The organism is bacterium (assembly GCA_036504735.1).
In the GTDB taxonomy this organism is placed as follows: domain Bacteria; phylum Electryoneota; class RPQS01; order RPQS01; family RPQS01; genus DASXUQ01.
The window spans coordinates 92,028-112,347 of the sequence record DASXUQ010000002.1 but is presented as its reverse complement, the minus strand read 5'-3'; the positions used below and the strand labels follow the sequence as shown (position 1 = coordinate 112,347).

9 protein-coding genes are annotated in these 20,320 nt (G+C 60.3%); 6 read left to right on the top strand and 3 right to left on the bottom strand.

What is annotated here, in order from left to right; translation table 11 throughout:
* Positions 1–12: 12 nt before the first annotated feature.
* Positions 13–2,019, bottom strand: coding sequence for a DUF3857 and transglutaminase domain-containing protein (locus tag VGL38_00835; GenBank protein HEY3293962.1), 2,007 nt, complete (start codon positions 2,017–2,019; stop codon positions 13–15).
* Between the two features lie 247 nt (positions 2,020–2,266).
* Between VGL38_00835 and VGL38_00830 the strand changes: the two genes are divergently transcribed.
* Both VGL38_00830 and VGL38_00825 read left to right on the top strand, forming a co-directional pair.
* Complete coding sequence (locus tag VGL38_00830; GenBank protein HEY3293961.1) at positions 2,267–2,953, top strand: hypothetical protein; 687 nt, start codon at positions 2,267–2,269, stop codon at positions 2,951–2,953.
* Positions 2,954–3,472: 519 nt separating this feature from the next.
* The gene (locus tag VGL38_00825) at positions 3,473–3,673 is read left to right on the top strand and encodes a hypothetical protein (GenBank protein ID HEY3293960.1); all 201 of its coding nucleotides are present in this window, start codon (positions 3,473–3,475) and stop codon (positions 3,671–3,673) included.
* A 249-nt stretch (positions 3,674–3,922) separates the two neighbouring features.
* On the opposite strand, the gene queG is transcribed toward VGL38_00825, so the two are convergent.
* A complete protein-coding gene (gene queG / locus VGL38_00820) occupies positions 3,923–5,080 on the bottom strand; it encodes a tRNA epoxyqueuosine(34) reductase QueG (protein HEY3293959.1) in 1,158 nt (385 codons plus the stop codon).
* A 112-nt stretch (positions 5,081–5,192) separates the two neighbouring features.
* Here queG and VGL38_00815 point away from each other — a divergent pair, with 112 nt between their 5' ends.
* The 4 genes from VGL38_00815 to VGL38_00800 are packed head-to-tail and all read left to right on the top strand — an operon-like array spanning position 5,193 to position 11,038.
* Positions 5,193–5,627 (top strand): SRPBCC domain-containing protein, encoded by a 435-nt coding sequence (locus tag VGL38_00815; GenBank protein HEY3293958.1) that lies wholly within the window; start codon positions 5,193–5,195, stop codon positions 5,625–5,627.
* A 47-nt stretch (positions 5,628–5,674) separates the two neighbouring features.
* Entirely contained in the window at positions 5,675–6,421 is a 747-nt protein-coding gene (tatC, locus tag VGL38_00810; GenBank protein HEY3293957.1) for a twin-arginine translocase subunit TatC, read from the top strand.
* A gap of 32 nt (positions 6,422–6,453) precedes the next feature.
* Positions 6,454–8,742 (top strand): leucine-rich repeat domain-containing protein, encoded by a 2,289-nt coding sequence (locus tag VGL38_00805; protein HEY3293956.1) that lies wholly within the window; start codon positions 6,454–6,456, stop codon positions 8,740–8,742.
* Positions 8,743–8,758: 16 nt separating this feature from the next.
* Positions 8,759–11,038 (top strand): leucine-rich repeat domain-containing protein, encoded by a 2,280-nt coding sequence (locus VGL38_00800; GenBank protein HEY3293955.1) that lies wholly within the window; start codon positions 8,759–8,761, stop codon positions 11,036–11,038.
* Between the two features lie 342 nt (positions 11,039–11,380).
* On the opposite strand, the gene VGL38_00795 is transcribed toward VGL38_00800, so the two are convergent.
* Positions 11,381–20,119, bottom strand: coding sequence for a T9SS type A sorting domain-containing protein (locus tag VGL38_00795; GenBank protein ID HEY3293954.1), 8,739 nt, complete (start codon positions 20,117–20,119; stop codon positions 11,381–11,383).
* Positions 20,120–20,320: the final 201 nt, after the last annotated feature.

Here is a 20,320-nt window from a genome sequence, read left to right as displayed (position 1 = left end):
AGGTTCTTCATCTTATTTGCTTCCTTCGCGATCCAAAACCACGTTCAAAGCATCCGCGTTTTTCAGGGCATCGGTCGCTTGTTTCACTTCAGAATAGTCTTTAGCGGGCAGCCAGCGCTCGCTCACATGCCAGATTTCGGACAGTTCCAGACTGCCGCCGTTCTTCTTCCAGCCGCCCTTGGTCCAGGCCACGTCGCCGCCTTCCTTGCGGTCATCCGGCAGCTTGCGCACGGAATAGCCGGAGGGCAGCGAGAGGGTCTCCTTGATGGTGACCTGGCGGGGATTGTAGGAGAAGATAGGCTGCGTACGCTTCTCATCATCGAGACCCGAGAGCAGATTCATCTGGTACCCGCCGGCCCACACCAGCTTCTGACTGAAGGGGGCGTAGTCCATGCGGCTGCCGACGGCGCGTGCATAAGCGGGAACGCGGAAGGCAATGTCCACGGTGAAGGGCTTGTAAAAGTCCCACAGGTCGCCGTAGGTGATCTTGCCCATTTCTGCGGCGGGGTTGGCCTTGAAGAACCAGGCGCGGCAAATGCCTTCCCATTGATCCTGTCCGGCATCACTGAAAGGACGGCGAACGCGGGCGTCCGCCTGCGCCTTGCCCTGAATGTGGACGGTGCCGGTGAGGTTGCCCTCTTTGTCCAGCGCGGTCTTCATGGTAATGGCGAAATCATTCTGCTCGGGCGTGAACTTGCTGATCTGCCCGAGCTTCTCGCCTTCGGGGCTGCCGACAACGACATGCTGCTCGGATTCAGCCCGGCTCCAGAGTTCCATATTGAACGGCGACCACGTGGGATCGAGCATCAGGAAGCTGCCGTCGGGACGCTTGACGGCGACGACGCAGTGATTGAATTGATCGGCGGGAATATCTTCCACACGGGCGCCGGCCTTGGTCATCACCGGATAGGTGGTATAGCCCGCGGCGCGGAGCATGGTGACGAGCATGCCGGCGATGTCCTTGCAGACACCGGCGCGGTCACGGAAGGTCATGGTGCCGGGGTGCAGCGTGTAGCCTTCGCCCTTGCCCATGGAAACGCCGCTGTAGCGGATTTCCTGCGCGACCCAGTGCAGCAGAGCGTAGAACTTGCAGGTGTCGGATTTGCAGCCGGCGGTGATCTTGGCCACTTCGGCCTTGATAGCGGCGTCCGAATCGAACACGTGGGCCTGCTCATTGACGTTGTAGAACCAGCGGGATTTCTCGCCCCAGCTCTTGACGTTGGTGAACACGACCTTGGTGACGACGTCCGGCGCGTCGGGTGCGCGCATCTCCGGTTCGTACGCGGGGATGTTTTCTTTCCAGAACTTGTAAATCAGGCGGTGATTGCCGAAGGTCATTCCCGCGTGGACTTCGCCGTTGTAGGTATCGTACTGCGCGGGCTTGTCTTCCGGCATGGTCACCGTGTAAGATTTGAGCTTGATAGGCGGTGTGGGGCCTTCCAGCACGTCGCTGCCGAAGGTGATGACGTCATAGTAGGTGCCGCGCATCGGCGGAATGTACCGTTCTTCTTCGCCGTTGGACGCGAGGTAGGCAATCATGAAACCCACCATCCGGCATTCGGTTTCCACGGCGTCCCCGACTTCGAGCGGCGGGATCGGCAGGACCTTCATGCGCGCGCCCCAGTAAATCAGATGCGTAGGCTGCGGCAAATCCTGAATGGCCGTCAGCGGGATCTGCTCGACGCGGCCATCCTTGCGGTGGATGCGCGCCGTGGTGATCTCGATCTTGTTGGATGCGGGATCGTAGTCGAAGCGGGCGGCGCGGGTCTTGGCAATGCCGCCGGGAGTCAAAACCTTGGTCAGGGTGTGCGAGCGCTTGTCCGAGAGCCCCGTGGAGTCCACATCCACCCATGTGGAGTCAAACACCAGCACCACGTCGTGTCCTTCGAAGTCCTTGGCTTCGCCGGTCGAGGTGATCAGGTCCTTAAACGGACTCTGCGGTGCGGATTGAGCGTGGACGGAAACGGATGCGAGGAGGAGCAGGAGGAGAGCAAGCGGGAGAAGAAGGTGTCGGTGCATGAATTCTCTGCTGGAAGTGCGACGTTAGGTTGGAAAGGAGTCAGAAAAGACCAGTTGGAGGGATAGAATACCAGAAAACTTAAAATAAAAATAATAGTTGAAGTTAACAAGCGGAATGACTATGATTTAGAATCTCTTGCGTTGAGGTATTGACTTATTATACAATAGTTTAGTTGTGGCCGTTTGCTGAGGTGCCATCTACCACAGCCCGGCGGCACTCTAAGGGCCATTCCGGGAGGTCTTTACGATGTTCAAATGGCTACTGATTATTCTGCTGGTGATCATTGCCGCATTGGGCGGCACACTGGTCTGGCTCTATGCCCGCTCCGCTGCGCCGCCCGCCGTGGCAAAGACGAGCCCGCAGGAGATGGGGGAGGGTCCCAATGTCACGGTGTATGTCCACCAGTCCGCTGTGAATAACCTGCTGCAGGCGATCTTTCCCATTGAAGGCGCAGGGGAGGTCATGCACAAACCGATCTCACTTCCCTATAGCTGGAAGGTGGAAAACCCGCATGTGGAAATGACGGCAGACGGGCCGATCTTCACAGCGGATGCCCAGGTGCACATTCTGGGGAAGACGCACGTGGTTCAGGCACGGGGCAAGGGCGCGATCCGCTACGATTCACTGGCCAAGGAACTGTATATGGATTTGCACCAGCTCGAGGCGCACACCGATGCCAAGGTGCTGGGGATTCCGCTGGACCGGCTGAATCTGGCACCGTCCGATATGAATGTCCGTCTGCTAAGTCATCTGCCCCTGTTCACGCATTTCAGTGTGAAGAAGCCGCTGGATGTGCGGGAGGATGTGGAGTTCTCGATTATCAGCCATCGGGTGCGATTCGAGAAGCAGCAGGCTGTGGTGGACTTTGCGGTGCGCTTCCACGAGCTTTCACAAGGTGCAGGAGACCCCGCAAAGCAGGGACAAAGCAAGTAATTTCAATGAGCAGGAACTCTGGGTCGGCCAATGCGTGAAAGGTTGACCAAGTGAGGGTAAGGGCAAATGGCGAGAATCTGGAAATCGATTATGAGCGACTATGGCTGGATACTGGTGTTGATTGGCTGGTTTGTGGTGATGAAGTTCGTCCTGCCCCGCTTTGGGGTGAGTTCTTGAATGTCGAACTCATGCAGCCTCGAGGATCGAGGCAAGACGACAACCACACAGGTAGAAGCGCCAGCGGAGAAATCGGAAATCAGAAATTAGAAACTAAAGAGGAGTCGGAAGATTCCTTTTTGTTTTGAGTTCGTAATTTTTTGGGTTGGCTTGGTGCAAATCGCCACCTGCGGGGCAAATGCCCAAGGGCGGTGGCGGCAGATCAACCAGTGGTCGACAAGGTTCATCGGATCGACTTTCAAGGTTCTGTAAATTCAAAAGTTTAAGATGCCAGGTGGGGCGGGAATGCTTGGGTCCTGTGTTTGCTCAAGTAAACATCGGGAGGAGAAAAGGAAACCAAGTATGGATCGCCGCTTCTACATACTCATGGGTGTTATCGCTGGTGTTTTCTGCGTGGGGTCGCTCATTTTCGGGGTGGATACACAGAGCATTGCCCGCCGCTCGGCGGTGAGGCAGAAGCAGGAAATCAGTTCACTGCATGAACAGTTGAAACAGGAGGCCACTCCGCGAACAGCCGATGAAGTGGTGGTGGCAGGGTATTGAGGAAGAAGCCGAAGGTAGTGAAGACTCTATGCATGCCAGAACCCCGGTGCTCCGCACACCGGGGTTTTTTCACTCTCGGCCAATCTGAAAGCAGATCGGGCGTAGGGGAGGGTTAAGGTCTGCCGCAACCCTCCCGTGTTACCTATTGCCGGGATCATAACGGGCGGGTTGCGCGTGAGGCATTCTCTGAGGTGTGGCGTCTTCTGCTTAACCCGCCCCTACACCGCGACCGGAGGTCTGCTCGTTGGATCATCCCAGCCGGTCAGCTCCGATTTCTTCGTGCACCGCAGGGTCCTGCTCGGTCTCGGACATAGTTTGGAGGCGCAGGCGGGCTGCCTGTCCGGGGATTTGGGCGGCGGCCCAGGCGGCGTGGAGGCGGACCAACGGGCTGGGGTGTATCAGCAGGGGCTCTAAGGCGTCAAGGGCTTCGGGCGTGGCCCAGTTGCCCAAGGCAACGGCGACATTGCGCAGGAACCCTGCATAGCCGGGGCGCAGAACGGGGGAATGGACGAATTTCTCTTTGAATTCCGCTTCGGAAAGACGGGCCAGACCGGCCAGATGCGGAGCCTGACGCTCGAGGGTAGCGCGGTAGGCGGCTTCCCGGGTTTCAGTGGAAAAGCGCTGATTCCACGGGCAGCAATCCTGACAATCATCACAACCGAAGATATGGTTGCCCATTTTCGAACGCAATGCACGCGGAATAACGCCTTTCAGCTCGATGGTCAGATAAGAAATGCAGAGGGTGCTGTCCAGCACAAAAGCCGTTGGAAAGGCATGGGTGGGGCAGATGTCCAGGCAGCGTGTGCAGGAGCCGCAGGACGGCATCGCGGCGAGGGGCGAAGGCGGCAACTCGAGCGTGGTGATGATCTCCCCGAGAAAGAAGGTCGAGCCCATTTTCGGCGCGATCAGCAGCGTGTTCTTGCCGATGAAGCCGATCCCCGCGCGCTCGCCGAACTCGCGCTCGAGCAGCGGGCCGGTGTCGGTGTAGGCTTTCTGAAAGGATGAAGGATGAAGGATGAAGGATGAAGGAAGACTGGAAATGAAGTCGGCCAGCGCCTCCAACTTTTTGAGTAACACGTCATGGTAGTCGTGGCCCCAGGCATAGGAGGCGATGAGGCCGCGGGAGGGGTCGTTGCGGATATCAGCGGGAAGCCTGCCGGAAAAGTAGGATTGGGCGACGGAGATGATGGTGCGGGCACCCGGCAGAACAAGTTGCGGATCGCTACGGCGGTCAGCGGAGCGGTTCAGGTAGGTCATCGTGCCCGCCTTGCCTTCGGAAAGCCACCGGCGGAACGTGTCCGCGCGGGCGGGGGGCGAAGCCGGAGCAAAGCCAACGCGCTCAAAACCCAATTCACGGGCGCGCGTTTGAATGGCCGTGGCCTGATCTTGTAGTGACGATGCGGTCAAAAGACTTGAATTTCTCGGAATTTAGTTGTAAAATTAGAGAACATGAGCGGCGACACGTCTGCCGTTCTCCTGCCATTTTTCCCGCTCCACTTCCACCAAGGGAAATCCCCACATGCCCAAGGCTTCCAAGACCCTGCTCGGCTTCTACCGGGACCAGACCTACCGCGTACCGCTGAAAACCGTGTGGGAGGCGGCGACTCAGGCGGAGCATCTGAACGGCTTTTTCACCAGTGCCGCCAAGGGCGATATCTGCCCGGACCTCGAGCCGGTGACGTGGCGCTGGGGAAAGCTGTGCGCCGAAATTGACGTGGTGAGCTGCGAGCCGCACAAGGCTTTTGAATTCCGCTGGACCGCGCCGGGGCAGAAGGACCGCACACAGGTGCGGATGGAGTTTTCCCGGGCCAAGGGCCGCACGGTGGTCAAAGTGTTTGAGGCGGGCTGGAAGGAGACCCACGTGGATGGTGCGCTGGAAAACTGCGGCGGCTGGAGTGAATGGCTCTACGGCCCCAAGGCCTACGTACAGCACGGAATCGATCTGAGAAAGTAACAGGATAAATGTACCATTCCTTTTCCGGATTGGCAAGGTCATAGCGCATGGCCGATACTGACGGACCCAGCATGACTTTCTGGGATCATCTTGACGAACTACGGAAGCGCCTGCTGCGCTCGCTTGCGGCGATTGTGGTGGCGTCGATCATTGGATTTCTGCTGTCGGGACCCGCCCAGACCTTTCTGATGCGGCCTTTTTTGGACAAGGTGCAGGGCAGCCTGGCGCTGCTGGCTCCCGCTGACGGCTTTATGGTGCAGATGAAGATTTCGATCATCATCGGCATTGCCATCGCCCTGCCGTTTGTGGCCTTTGAACTGTACGGCTTCATCGGCCCGGGCCTTAAGCCGAAGGAGAAGAGGTGGATCTGGCCAGTGGTGATCATCGCCAATCTGCTCTTCTGGGTCGGGATCGCCTTTGCCTGGTACTGCCTGCCCGTGGCCCTCGAGTTCTTCGGCTCCTACGGCGGCGAAGGGGTGCAGAACCTCTGGTCGCTGAAAAACTATATTAACCTGCTGCTGTTTCTGCTGCTGGCCTTCGGCATCATCTTTCAACTGCCGCTGATCATCGGCATCCTCATTGCCACCGGTCTTGTTCCCTCCAAATTCTTCCGCGAGCACCGACGCTTTGCGATCATTGCCAACTTCGTGATTGCCGCCGTGGCCACACCGACCACGGATATGGTGACGATGCTGGCCATGGCGATCCCGCTGTGCATCCTCTACGAAATGTCCATCTGGGTGGGCATCATCATCGAAAGCCGCCGCAAGGCCAAGCTGCCCGCCGCTCAATAGCTCCGCAACTTCTCACCGTAAGGACTCCGCTTATGAAGTACTTCCTCTGGCTGACGCTCGCCATGACGTGTCTGCTCGTGGTCTCTTGTGTCAAGGACGATGAGACGGTTATCCTCGGCGGCGGACCGTTTGCCGATCCGGCCCTCGAACTTATGGTGCGGGATTATCTCGGCAAGCGGACGGGCGAACTGCTGTCTGCGGATCTGGACACGATTACGGTGTTGTCGCAGAACGGCGGCCGCTCACGCAATAGCTATTCGATTGTCGACCTCGAAGGCATTCAACGGCTGCGGCAACTCAAGTCGCTCACCATAAGCTACGGATCCATCTCGACGTTGCAGCCGCTGGTGCAGATGGCGCACCTTGAGACTCTGACGATCATCAACCAGCACTTGACCGATGCGTCCGCCGTGGCGTCGCTGACGGAACTGAGGCAACTGAACCTGACGAACAACAATCTGACGACGCTCCCGGATCTGTCCGCTCTCGTGCACCTGAATATGTTGTACCTCGATCAGAACTATCTGACCGGTATTCCAATGCACCACAACGCGGATTCGGTCACGTTCCTGTCGTTGTCCCGCAATCGGATCGAGAGTTGGGCGGGGATCGAGAATTATGGGCATGTGTTATGGCTTGGCATAAGCGGTTGCTGGTTCAGCAACCTGTCGGGCCTGCCGTCCCTGGCGAGTTTGCAGAACCTGTATCTGGGAGACAATCGTCTGCGGACGCTGTCGGATCTTCCGGATCTGCCCGCGCTGGCGTCGCTGTCGGTGGCAGGGAACGAGATTGCCACCCTGTCCGGTACAACGGAGCTGCCGCACGTGCGCACGCTGGAAGTTTCGGACAACCCGCTGGCGAATTTGTCCGGATTGGAGCGGTTTACGGGGCTTACCTATCTGCGGGCTTACCATTGCGGCCTCGAACAGATCGGCACGATTAACCCGAACAATACCCTCCTGACTGTGGATTTGTCGTCCAACCGCCTGACGACCCTGACTGGAGCATCGGCCTTGCAGCGTGTCTCGAATCTGAATGTTCGCGACAACCTGCTTGAGTCATGCGAAGGGCTGTCCGATCTTCCCCACCTTGTTTCACTCGACCTGAGCGAGAATCCGCTGCATTCCTTGCAGGGATTGTCCAACCTCGAACAACTCAGTTCGCTCACGTTCGACGGCTGCCACTTCACGGATCTTGGCGGCTGGTCCAATCTGCCGCAACTCTCCCAAATCGCTTTCCATGATTGCATCATCGACAATCTGAGCGGTCTGTCGGGAATGTCCGGTCTGACCTATCTCGGGTTTACGGACGGCGGGCGCATCGGATCCATTCGTGCGCTGCACAGCCTGCCGTCTCTGAGCTCCCTGTATCTGGAGAACATCCAGATCGATTCCATCGGCAGCCTTGCCGACCTGTCCAGTCTGACATCGCTGACGATCATGAACTGCGGGCTGCGGTCCCTGGACAGTATTGGCGGAATGCCGCTGCTGGCGACGCTGGATCTGAGCGTCAACGACCTCACGGCTTTCCCGGCGATGTTTCAGTTGCCGCTATTGCAGACCTTGCGGATGACGAACAATGCCCTGACCAGTCTTCGCGGGCTGGAAGGGCTCACTTCGCTGCGGTCCCTTGAAGTGAACTATAACCGCCTGCGGGATGTGAGCGGGCTGGCGAGTCTGGATGCGCTCGAAACGTTGGACCTGAGCACGAATGAGTTGACCTCGCTGGCCGGATTGCCGCCGCTGCCGAATCTGCTTTCGCTGCGAGCCCGCAGCAATCAATTGACGGATCTGACGCCGGTGACGGGGTATCCCGGACTGCTGGAACTGGATGTGTACGGCAATCAGATCCGGTCCCTGACCGGTCTGACGGAAATCCCCAGTCTGACGAGGCTGGTCTTGAGCAATAATCCCTTGGAATCGCTCGCCGGCGCGGGCAGTCATCCGCAGGTCAGCGATCTGGATGTCAGCGGATGCCCGCTGGGCAGTCTGTCGGGACTCGAGAATTTTCCGGCGACGCAGCAATTATTTGTCTACCAGTGCAATCTGACCAGCCTCGCGCCGGTCGCCGCACTGACGCATCTGACCCGCATGTATGCGTACCAGAACGCCATCCAGAATGTGGAGCCGCTCCGCGACCTGGACTCGCTGACCTATGTGGCGGTCAACGAGAACATGATTTCCGATCTACAGCCGCTGGTGGACAACCTGAGCCTGGCATCCGGCGACGCGATACAGGTGCAGGGAAATCCGCTCAGTTTGCACGCCCTTCAGGATCAAATTCCCACGCTGATTGTACGCGGCGTGTCCGTAAATTACTGACGCTATCAGAAAGAGTATGATGAAGCACCTTCCGCTGGCGATGCTGCTGCTGTGCGCGCTGTTTCTTGTCTCTTGCGTAAAGGATGAGGACGAGCCTGCCGCTCAGAGCGGCCTGTTTGCCGATCCGGGTCTGGAAAGGCTCGTGCGCCGGCACGTCGGCCTGGACAGTTCTCCATTGACGGCGGACATACTGGATACGGTTACGGTGCTCCGCGCACAGTGGGGAAACTCCTACGAAGTGGTGGACCTGACCGGCATCGAGAAACTACCGCATCTGCGCATACTGGAACTGCCGGGCGGGCGTCTCCGCTCCATCGCACCGCTGATGGCCTGCGGTGAACTGGAGCAGCTTGTGTTGAGCCATCAGCCGCTGTTGGATTGCGGGGCTGTGGCCGTCCTCAGCCGATTGCGGATTCTGGACCTTTCCTCCGATTCGCTCACCGCACTGCCTGACTTTTCCCGGCTGCAATCCTTGAGCGAACTCTACCTTCGCCATAACCAGATCTCCCGTGTAACGCTGCTGGCAGGCGTCCCATATCTTCGATTTGTGGACCTATCCTATAATCCTCTGACGGACCTTTCGGGACTGAACTCTGGCTTCTCGCTGCAAACTCTGTATCTTGATAACTGTGGCCTGGAGACGCTGGCCGGACTTGCATCCTTGCCGGTGCTTCAGACCCTGAGCTTGCGGTCGAACCATCTGAGAAGCCTGGCAGACCTCCCCGAACAGCACCTCCTGAAGACGCTTGACCTCTATGAGAATGCGTTGCAGTCGCTGGCCGGGCCGGGCGCATTTCGCAGCGTACAACAACTCTATGTGCATGAAAACGAGTTGACATCGCTCGCCGGATTAGAGCGTTTTCCTGCCTTGCGGTCATTACAAGCAGAGCACAACCACCTTCTGACGTTAGAACTCTCGGCGACGCTCGATTCGCTGGTGGACGTGTCGCTGAGTTACAACCGGCTGACCACACTGAACGGGTTGTCCTATCTACCCGCCCTGCAGTCTTTCAGCGCAGACAACAATTATCTTACCTCGGCGGAAGGAATCTCCAACCTGCCGCGGCTGACGTCGCTGACGTTGCAATCCAATCCGCTGCGCACGCTCACAGGCCTGGAAAACCTGCCTGCCCTGACCAACCTGGCCCTGCGGGACTGTGATATCGTGAACCCCACGGGATGGGCGAATCTTCCCGTTTTAAGCGACATCTATTTCGACGATTGCCGGATCGGTGATCTGAGTGGTCTGTCGGGGCTTCCTGCTTTGCAGCATCTCAGCCTATGGGATGGCAGCCTGGCCGGTATCGAGGCGTTGCACGATTTGCCGGCGCTGACCACCCTGTATTTGCGAGGGGTGCAGGTGGATTCCATCGGCAGCATCACCGATCTTGGCAGCCTGACCAGCCTGAGCCTGACCGAAAGCGGTTTGCAGCACATCGACTCGCTTTGCCGGATGCCGCAACTTCGGTCGCTGAGTGTGTACAACAGCCACCTCAGTACGCTGCCTGCGCTCGTGGACCTGCCCGTGCTGGATTCCGTTAATGTCACCGGCAACCCCCTGACCAGCCTCTTCGGGCTTGCGGGCCTTCCGTCGTTACGGATAATTTTGGCGCGAAACTGCGACGTGGTGAGCTTGAGCGGCCTTTCGAATCTGCCGTCTTTGTATACTCTGGATCTTTCCTGGGGCGAACTTGTTTCGCTGGAGGGCTTGGAGCAGATTCCGTATCTGGCGAATCTGTTCGTGCAGGGCGACAAGCTGACCGATTTCTCGCATGCCGGCGGCCATTCAGCATTGGCGTACATCAGCGCCGGTTACAATCAGATCGGCAGCCTCAGCGGACTTACGGACCTGCCGGCTCTGACCACGCTCGATGTGTCGCACAACCGCCTGACCACGTTTACCGGCGTGGGCAGCTTGCCTGCGCTGACAAACCTCTATGCCTGGGGGTGCCTGCTGACCGATGTGAACGGTCTGGAGAATTTGCCCGCGCTGGAGGATCTGGATATCGATGATGGGCAGGTGCGGGACCTTGCTGCGGTGGCGAGTGCCCCGCATTTGAGAACCCTCTATGCCGATCAGAACAGCATTACGGATCTATCGCCGCTGCGCGCCCTGCCGGAGATTCACTGGCTGTCGCTTGCGCGTAATCAGATCACCGATCTGCAGCCGCTGGTGGAGAATGCGCTGCTGGACAGCGGCGACCATGTGAATATCGGCAACAACCCGCTGGGCATCCCCGCCTTGAGCACCCAAATTCCTGCGCTGGAAGCGCGCGGCGTGAGCCTGGATCACTGATGCGAAAGAGTGCGCCCGTCAGAATGGCGTGTGCGGTCCTGCTTCTCATGATGGGGCTGGGAGCGGTGTCGTGTTTCAACATTTGCCGCGTGTACCCACCTGCACACCCTGAATGCCAGCTATAGCCAGATTGCCATAGGTGCAGGAGACCTCGTGAATGTGTCCCATAATTTGCGGGGCGTGGCTGTGCGGTATTAAGGGCTCCGAAAAATCTTCTGAAACGCAAACAAACGGCCCGCGAAATTTATCGCGGGCCGTTTGCTGTAGGGTGCGGTGCGGCGGAGGGCGGCCGCCGCACCGTGGGCAAGAGGATCTCCTCGGGCAAAGGAGATCCCATGGGCATCATTTGATGAGCTGCAGTTTGCGCACGGCTACAAAGCTGCCGCTCTGCATCCGCACAAAGTACGCGCCGGTGGCTACATTCTGCGCGTTCCAGGAAATACGATGCGTTCCCGCGCGGCGTATGTCGTTGGCCAGCACCGCCACTTCCCGGCCCAGCAGATCGTACACCGTGAGCGTGACGCGGCCATCGTGGGGCAGAGAGAATTCGAGGGTGCTGGTGCTGTTGAAGGGGTTCGGATAGGGCGCGGCGAGCGCATACTCGCGCGGCTGCCGCAAGTCATTGGCCGCGTTCGTCACGGAATCGAGAATCACAAACCGGGCGGCACTGGTGTCGAAGATGGCGCTGTCGCTGACAGACAGAATGATCACCATGCAGCCGCGCGCGGCGGGGCCTGCCACGTGCCAGATCTGTGAGGAGTCGTTGGGCGTGGGCATGAAGAGCGTGTCGATGCGATCCACCGGTGCTCCGCGATAGAGACCGATGGCCACGTCGCCGGCAAAGCCCACACCTACCCAGCGCAGACGAATATCCTGGCCGATGATCAGTGTATCGCCACCGTTGGGCTCCAGCAGGTCAATGTACGGCTGACGCACCGAGACGGGCGTGTCGGTGGTGTCCATTACTGTAGGCCGGTCCGCTACCGCCACACGCAGGGCGACAAAATCCGCTTCGGGGCCGCTTACGGTCCAGAGAAACGAATCGGCGGTGGTCTGCGCCAACGGAGTCCACGGCTGCGAGCGCTCCATGTTGGTCACTTCAAGATTGACCGTGCCCGGGCAGTTGGTGCGCGTCCAGTGAATCCACTTCTGCTGGCCGATGTACCAGACGCTGCCGCCGCCATCCACTTCGAGGGCAATGCTCCGGTTGACGATCACGCGCCGCACCGGACTGAAGCCGAACACCGCCGAATTGGACAGCGACGTCACGCGGAAGCGCAGGGAGTCGGTTTCGGGCTCGGTGACGGGGAACGTGTAGTGCGGGTCGGCGAGAGAATCGGCCAGGGTTTGCCACGTGCCGTTCAAGGAATCGCGGGAGACCTCGAGCCGCACCGCGCCGCTGAAGTTGCTCCACTGCCACGCAAGCTGCAGGGTGTTCCCCACCGTATCTGTGCCGCTGCCCGACGGCGAGGTGAAGGCCAGCGCGGGAGACAGAATGGTGCAGTTGAAGGGAGTCATGCCGGCAATCCACGACGCGTTGAGCGATGTAATGCGGAAGCGCACGATGTTGGATACAGGCGCGGTCACGGTCCATGACATGGTGTTGCCTTCCGTGGTGCCGATCTGCTCCCACGGCCCGCCGGTGCCGCCGCGCGAAATATCGACGCGCACGAAACCGGCGGCAAAGCGGCGATTCCAGGCCAAACCGATCTGATCGCCGACGAGGAACGTATCCGCCGCTTGCGGCTGGCTGAACACAAAGGAGGCCTGTCCGATGCGCACCGCGCCGTCCGTGGTGTCGGCCACGGCGGAGTTGTGCGAGTTCACGATGCGGAAGCGCGCAGTCTCCGACGCGCTGCCCGAAGCGGTCCATGTCCACGTGTTGCCCAAAACATTGGAGGCGAGGGTTTCCCACGATCCTGCCGGCCAGACACGCATGAGCTGAATGGTGACGCCCGCGTTGCTGCCCACACCGCCCCAACGGATTTGCGCCGGAAGCGTCAGCGCCAGAGAGTCTCCCGCCACGGGACTTAAGAGCACAAGGCTGGGCTGCACGAGATGAAGATCGCTGTTAGAACTGTCGCCCACCGTTGCATCGGCGGCCAGCGAAACGCGCACGCGGGCACGATCCGTGATGGCTCCGCTGACGGTCCAGCCGAAGGAGTCCGGGGCAACACCGGCGGCGAGAGTGGTCCACGCACTGTCGGGATAGACGCGGTTCAGTTCGACCTTGACCAGACCGGGCGCGCCCGTACGCAGCCAGCGGATAGCATAGGACTGTCCGATCACCAGCGAATCGCCGCCGCTCGGCGCAAGCAGCGCAAGGTGCGGGTCGCCGATGGAAATGTCATTATCGCTAAGGTCGGAAAGTGAAGGCGACGTGCAACGCACCCGGACGCGGGCGTGGGTGGTCTGACTGTCCGGCACAGACCAACTGAACGAATCCGACGTCACGCCGATAGCGACCATGTACCACGGCCCTGACGGATAGTGATACGTGACATCGAAGGACACCGGCGCGGACAGGTCCGTGCGCAGACAGTGGAAGACTTCCGTGGTGCCGATGCCCATCGCGCCCGCGTTGGGGCTCGTGAGGGTAACGGCGGGCACCAGCACATGCAGGCTGCCCACGGTGTCCGCCAGCGCGGGAATGCGGGTGGAGACGACGCGCAGACTTGCATCCGGCGCGCGCGGCCCGCTGATGATGCCGGACCAACTGTCCTCCGTCACATCCGAAGCCAGCGTTTCCCACGGTCCGTCACTGCCACTGCGGCACAGGTAGAGCGATGCGCCCGTGCTGACATTGTCGCGCGTCCAACTTACGGTCAGCGAATGTCCGGCGAGCACACTGTCGCCGGTGGCAGGCGATGTGATCATCAACGCCGCGGGGAGAATGGCAAAGTCACCGCTGAGCGTGTCGCTGACTTCGGGGGCAGCCACAGAAACTACGCGCAGACGGGCGGCGGAGGTCGGCGGCGAGAGTGCGATCCACGTGATGGCGCTGGCGGTGGTGGTCTCCAGCATCGCCCAGTTATCCGATGGATACTGCAGATTCAATTCCACCCGCACCGTGTCGGTGGCGACGGTATTGCGCGACCAGCGGATAGTATTGGCAACACCCACTGCCAGCGTGTCTCCGGGCGCAGGATAGGTCAGCATGACCTGTGGCTTCTGAAGTTCGAAGTTCATGGCCGACATGCCGTACACCGTCGGATCAGTGTGGGACTGCACCTTGATGCGGCAGGTGAGAGACGGCAGATTCGGCGCCGTCCATGCATACTGGTTCGCGGTGACATCCTGCGCAAGGGTCTCCCACGTGCCCGAAGGAAAAGCGCGGTTGACCAGAACGTCCACCGAAGAGACGCCGGAGCGCGTCCAGGAAATCCACGTGGCTGCTCCCGTGCGCAGCACTTCGCCACCATTGGGCGCGGTCAGGGTGATGCTCGGCTGGAGAATGGTGAAGTTCGAGGCCGAGGTGTCACCCACGGTGGCATCACTCAACAGATACACTTTGATTCGCGCACTGTTGCCGGCGGGAGCGGTTACACTCCAGGCCAGCGTATCGGCGGTGGTGGTGCCGAGAGTTTCCCATGTTCCTGCCGGATAGGTGCGGTTCAACATCACACGCGCATCGCCTGCGGCCAGTGAACGGTTGAAGCGGATGACGTAAGGCGCGCCGACGGTGGCCGTCTCGCCGCCGTTGGGCGTTGTGAGGGTGATCTGCGCGCTGGTAATGCTGAAAGCCGAAGCCGAGGTGTCGCCAATAGTGTTGGTGACGGTAGACACCACGCGCACGCGGGCCGCGCCGGTGGCAGGTCCGGTGACGGTCCATGCCAGAAAGTTGCCGGAGGCGGACGCGGCCAGCGTTTCCCACGTGCCTGCCGGATAGTTGCGCTTCAGTTCCACGCGCACATTGTCCCACATGCCGCTGCGCTGCCAGATAATGTTCTGCGATGAGCCCACGGCCCACACGTCACCGCCGTTAGGAGCGGTCAGGGTGAGCGTGGGAATCACAATCACGAAGTTCGAGTTGGAGGTATCGCCGATGGCAGGCTCCGCCGTCAGAAACGCGCGGATCCGCGCACTGTTGGAGGCCGCGCCTGAGACGCTCCAGGTAAAGCTCGACCCCGACACCGTTGTGGCCAGCGTTTCCCAGTTGCCCGAGGGGTACGTGCGGTTGAGTTGTACCGTCACATTGGTGCTGGCATTGGTGCGCACAAAGGTAACCGGTGTGGTGGAACCGGTGTAGAGCGCCTCGCCGCCATTGGGCGCGGTCAGCACCACGGAGCGGACCTGTAGCGTAAAATTGCTGGTGGAAAGGTCACTGATGGTGCTGTCCGCCGTCAGCCGGATCTTCATGCGGCAACTGCTTGAGGCCGCGCCGGAGGAGGTCCAGGCAAAGGTGTCGGCGGTAACGGCGGAGGTCAGCAACTCCCATGCTCCAGTGGGGTAAGTGCGATTGAGGAGCACGCTTACTGCGCCGGGAGCCGCCGCGCGGGTCCAGCGTACCGTGAGCGTGGAACCCATCGTATAGGTGCTGCCGCCATTGGGCACGGACAGATTCAACGCGGGCTGCACAAGGGAGAAGCTGGCATTGGATTCATCCATCACTGTCGGCACACTGTTCAGCGTTACGCGCACCCGCGCTGTGGCTGATGCCGCGCCGCCGGCAGACCAGGCCAGGCTGGTGCCCGTATCCGCGGCGGCGAGGGTTTCCCACGTGCCACTGGGATAGGTGCGATTGAGGCTGACCAGCACGCCGCCCACTGCATTGGTGCGCGTCCAACTGATCGTATGGCTGCTGCCCAGTCCCCACAGTTCGCCGCCATTGGGTGACGTTACCGTAAGGGAAGGACTGATCAGCGAGAAGCCGGCATTGGACGTGTCGCCGATGTTCGAATTCGCCGTGAGATAGACACGAATCCGGCTGGTGGTTGAAGCCGCGCCGCCCGGCGTCCACGTGAAGAGCGTGTCCGTAACGCTGGTGCTGATGGTCTCCCATGAGCCGCCCGGATAGTTGCGCTTGAGCTGCAGCGTCGCCGCACCGGGGGCATTGACACGCGCAAAGCGGATCGTCTGCGGCGACCCGAGCGTCCACTGCTCGCCGCCGTTGGGCAGCAGTACCGTAAGACCCTGCGCCAACAGCGCAAGGTTGCCGTTGCTGGTATCGCCAATCCCCGGATCGTTGGTTAGGTACACGCGCACCCGCGCCGTTGCGCTGGCGGCTCCGGCCACCGTCCACGTGAGGCTGTTGCCCGATGCGGTGGAGGTCAGCATTTCCCAGCCGAGAGAGGGATAGCTGCGGTTCACCTGCACCGTTACATTGCCCGGCGAATTATTGCGCGACCACGAAATGGTCTGCTGGCTTCCGATGGGCCACGCTTCGCCGCCATTGGGAGATGTAACCAGCAATCCCGGCGCGGTTATGGTAAAGTTGGCCGCCGATGTGTCGCCGACGGTGGGCGAAGCATTCAGGAAGACCCGTACACGCGCCGTGGTGGAGGCATTGCCGCTCACGGTCCACGCATAGCCGTTGGTGGTGGCCGATGCGGTCAGAGTCTCCCATGCGGCCGAGGGGTAGCTGCGGTTGATCTGCACCGTGGCGGCGCCTGCGGCGTTATAGCGCGCCCACGAGATGGTTTGGGTGGTGCCGTTGTCCCACGTCTCGCCACCATTCGGCTCCGACAGGTCCAGCGCCGTGCCGATGCCGAAATTGGCGTTGGATTCATCGGAGAGTGTTCCCAGCCGCGCGGCGAGCACGCGAATTCGCGCTGTGCTGCTGAGCGGTTCGGTCACCAGCCAGGAAAAGGTATCCGCATCCACCACACCCACCGCCAACGGCGTCCACTCGTTCGCCGGATAGTTGCGGTTGATGTAGAGGTTCATCGGACCTTCTACATTCATGCGCGTCCAGCGGATCGTGTGCGTCGTTCCCGGATTCCACGCTTCGCCGCCATTGGGAGAGTTCAGCGTCAGCGACGGCGTGCGAATGGAGAAATTGGCATCGGAGATGTCAAAGACGGTGGAGAAGGAATTGGAAATCACCCGCATCCGCACCGCAGACGAGCCGGAGGCGCGCACATTCCACACCAGGCTATCCACACTCACCGCCGCAGCCAGGGTATCCCACGCGCCGGTGGGATACGCATAACAAAGTTCCACGCGCACAGTGCCGGTAAGGCCGGAATCGGTCCAGCGGGCAATCTGGATACTGCCCGGCACGAGGACCTCGCCGCCATTGGGATTCAGCAGCGTGATTTGCGGATTGATGATCGAGAGATTGCCGTCGCTGGTATCTCCGAGCGCGGAGTTTACCGACGAATAAATCCGGAACCGTATGGTGCTGCCCGTGCCGGTCACCGGCCAGTTGTAGCTGGAAAGATTGGTGGAGGTGATGGTGGTCCAACTACTGGACGGGTAGCTGCGATTAATCTGCAGCACCATCATGTCGCTGACACCCTGCGTGTTCCACGAAATCGTCTGCGTCGCGCCGACCAGCCAGGTTTCGCCGCCGTTGGGCGAGAGCAGCGTTATGCGCGGCTGCACGATGCCGAAATCGCCGTTGGACAGATCGCTGCTGGCCGGAAATTCGACGGACGTGATGCGAATCCGCGCGTGGCTCGTGGCGGGGCCGGTTACGGTACAGTAGTTTCCGCCGTCATTGGGCGTGGACGTTACGATGGTTTCCCAGCTTCCGTTGGGATAGTCGCGGTTGAGTTCGATCCGCACATTGCCGCCGAGGCCGCCCTGTGCCCAAGTGATGTTCTGCGACGCGCCCGTCAGCCAGCTCTCGCCGCCATTGGGAGCGATGACCGTCAGCGCGGGAGTGCTGGTGGCGGTCTGCCAGATGCCGCGCCCGTGAGTCGCCGCGCGCAGTGTGCCGGTAATCGGATGCAAGGTCAAGTCATCGATCACGACGGCGGGCAGGCCGCTCGAATAGCTGTTCCACGTCTGCCCCGCATCGGAACTGGTGTAGACGCCAAGATCCGTGCCGAGATAGAGCCGCGAACCGTCGGACGGGTGAACGATGATCACGTTGCAGGGGACATCGGGCAGAGTGCCGCTGATGTCGGTCCACACGTCGCCGCCGTTTGTGCTCTTGAAGACGTGGCTGATGCCATAGCTTGAAAACGTCGCGTACACTGTGGCCGGATCAGTGGGATGCACCGCTACGCGGGTGACGAAGGCCAGCGGCAAGCCATCGGACGCACCGGTCCATGTCGATCCGCCGTTGGTGGTCCGGTAGATCATCCCGCCGTTTTCGCAGCCGGCATACATCACCGCAGGGTTGGACGGTGCGACCCCAATCGTGCTGATCACATTGTTGGACAGCGCCGGGGAAATTGCAGCCCAGTTAATGCCGCCGTTGGTGGTTTTATAGACGCGGTCGGTGGCGGTGTAGAGCACCTGCGGGTTGGACGGATCCATCACCACCGGCGTCACCCACGCGCCGCTGCCGGTAATTCCGGTCTGAATTGCGCTGAAGGATGAGCCGCCGTTGATCGACTTGTAATGGCTTCCGCGCTCGGTCTCCACATAAATTGTGCTGGGGTTGGTGAAGTCCACGTTGCAGTAGCCGCCGTCGCCGCCGTAGAGGGACGTCCACATGCTGCCCGAACCGCGCAGCGAGCCGTTGTCCTGCGCGCCGCCGTAGATGTAATTGCTGTACTGCTGATCATTGGCCGTGGTGTAGAACTGGTAGGTCGCCAGTCCGGTATTCACACTCGACCATGTATCGCCGCCATTGGTGGAACGGAACATGCCGCCGCCGGTGGCCATCAAAACGGTATTCGGATCATCCGGCTTGAAGGCGAGCGCATGCTGATCGGAATGCGCGTATTGCGGATGACTTGTGGCATAGGTGCCGAAACTCTTCTGCGTCCAGCTCACGCCAAAGTCCGTGGACTTGTAGCAATTCAGTCCGCCTGAATAGACAACGGCGGGAGTGGCGGGAGACTGCGCGCAGACCATGTTGTACCAACCCTGTCCGCCGTACATGTCGGGGGACGTGGCCTGCAAGGTCCAGGCCACACCGCCGTCGGTGGTCCTATAGATTCCCAGCAACGCTGCTCCGGCGGTAACCGTTTGGGAAATTCCTGCGTACAGGGTCTGGCCGTTGGCATGCGAAAGGGTAATGCGGCCCATCTGGGACGCGGACGGCAATCCAGACGTGAGCAGGGTCCAACTGACGCCGCCGTTGCCCGAACGGTAGATGCCGTTGCCCGCGCCGCCCCACGGATAACCCAGCGCGGCATAAAGTACATTCACGGAGTCGCTGCGGATGATCAGATCGCGCGCGTCACCGGCAAGATAGAGCATCCAGTTTGCGCCGCCATCGGTGGATTTGAAGACACCGCCGCCATTGGCGATATTCGTTGCCGCCCACAGAATCTGAGGATTGGTGGGATGGACGATAATCTTGTTGACGGCGCGTCCCTGAAACTGCGTCCAGGACATGCCGGTGACGTTCCACGTGGTTCCGCCGTCGGTGGATTTGAAAATTCCCGCGCCGTAGACGGCATCCACGTTGAACGCGCCTTCTCCCGTGCCCATGTAGACGATATTGGGGTTGGAGGGATCGAGGGCCACCGCGCCCACGGCGAGGCTGGGAAGATTATCCGTCAGTGGAAACCAATTGGCTCCGGCATTGGTGGTCTTCCACAGGCCGCCCGAAGCCGAACCGGCATAGATAATATTGGTGTTGGTCGGATGCCACGCGATGCACAGCATGCGGCCCGCCAGATTGGCCGGACCGGATTGCGTCCACGCTTCATCAAGGGGCTGCGGATGGGAACGGGATTGCTGCTGCCAGGCCGCGAGACGGGCCGAAGCGGGAATCTCTCCTGATGGAAAGGCGCGCTGCGCATAGAACCAATTCAGACGGTCCGACACCCTGGTGCCCGTGCGTTGCAGCAGGTCAGCCGCCTGTCCGGCATTGGAGGGCTGACCCGTGCTCGCGTTTTCTGCGCGCAACACGTTGCAGAGCGGAATCATGGCGGTTGCAACGATCAGCGCCGTGGCGATGATCCGCAGGAGTGGCTTAAGTGTTTGCCGCTGAAGGGCTTTATCGGTTCTGTGCATCGTCTCTTCTGGTCGTTATTCCATAAGTACTCCCTCGGATAAAGGCAAGCCATAGACCAGCGCCACGCGCCGGGTCACCACGAAAACACCTGAGGTGAAACGGTGCCGAAGTTGCTGTGCATCCCGCTATGAAATCTGCGGCGCCCAAAACAACAAGCCCCTTCAAGAGAAGGGGCTTGCCGGGGAGAGCATCGAGACCGT

Bases quoted from the DNA above. Each gene is read 5' to 3' on its own strand.
- VGL38_00800 (HEY3293955.1), top strand. From the start codon at position 8,759: ATGATGAAGCACCTTCCGCTGGCGATGCTGCTGCTGTGCGCGCTGTTT.
- VGL38_00830 (HEY3293961.1), top strand. From the start codon at position 2,267: ATGTTCAAATGGCTACTGATTATTCTGCTGGTGATCATTGCCGCATTG.
- VGL38_00795 (HEY3293954.1), bottom strand. From the start codon at position 20,119: ATGCACAGAACCGATAAAGCCCTTCAGCGGCAAACACTTAAGCCACTC.
- VGL38_00825 (HEY3293960.1), top strand. From the start codon at position 3,473: ATGGATCGCCGCTTCTACATACTCATGGGTGTTATCGCTGGTGTTTTC.
- VGL38_00835 (HEY3293962.1), bottom strand. From the start codon at position 2,019: ATGCACCGACACCTTCTTCTCCCGCTTGCTCTCCTCCTGCTCCTCCTC.
- VGL38_00815 (HEY3293958.1), top strand. From the start codon at position 5,193: ATGCCCAAGGCTTCCAAGACCCTGCTCGGCTTCTACCGGGACCAGACC.
- VGL38_00805 (HEY3293956.1), top strand. From the start codon at position 6,454: ATGAAGTACTTCCTCTGGCTGACGCTCGCCATGACGTGTCTGCTCGTG.
- tatC (HEY3293957.1), top strand. From the start codon at position 5,675: ATGGCCGATACTGACGGACCCAGCATGACTTTCTGGGATCATCTTGAC.